At 46.3% G+C, this 242-nt stretch carries 1 protein-coding gene; it reads right to left on the reverse strand.

The window, feature by feature from the left end; all coding sequences use genetic code 11:
• Positions 1–134 precede the first annotated feature (134 nt).
• A partial coding sequence (locus NE584_RS19520; protein WP_137432757.1) for an IS3 family transposase occupies positions 135–242 on the reverse strand: 108 nt, incomplete at its 5' end.

Here is a 242-nt window from a genome sequence, read left to right on the forward strand (position 1 = left end):
TCCCTTTTCAACCGGTTACGCAAGCAGGCCCACAACAAATTATCTCTATAACTTCATATTGCCGACAAACTTCGCGTTATCCCGGCCGGATGCGGCGCGAGCTGAACTGAACCCCAAAACCTGGACAGTTTCAGTTAACCGGCTTTTTGATACTCAGTCCGGTATTCTACCGGGCTGAGTCCCCCAAGACTGAGTTTTATTCTTTTTTGATTCCAGTAAGTTATGTATTCGTTAACGGCATT

Source organism: Clostridium sp. DFI.5.61 (assembly GCF_024462915.1).
GTDB lineage: Bacteria > Bacillota > Clostridia > Oscillospirales > Oscillospiraceae > Lawsonibacter > Lawsonibacter asaccharolyticus.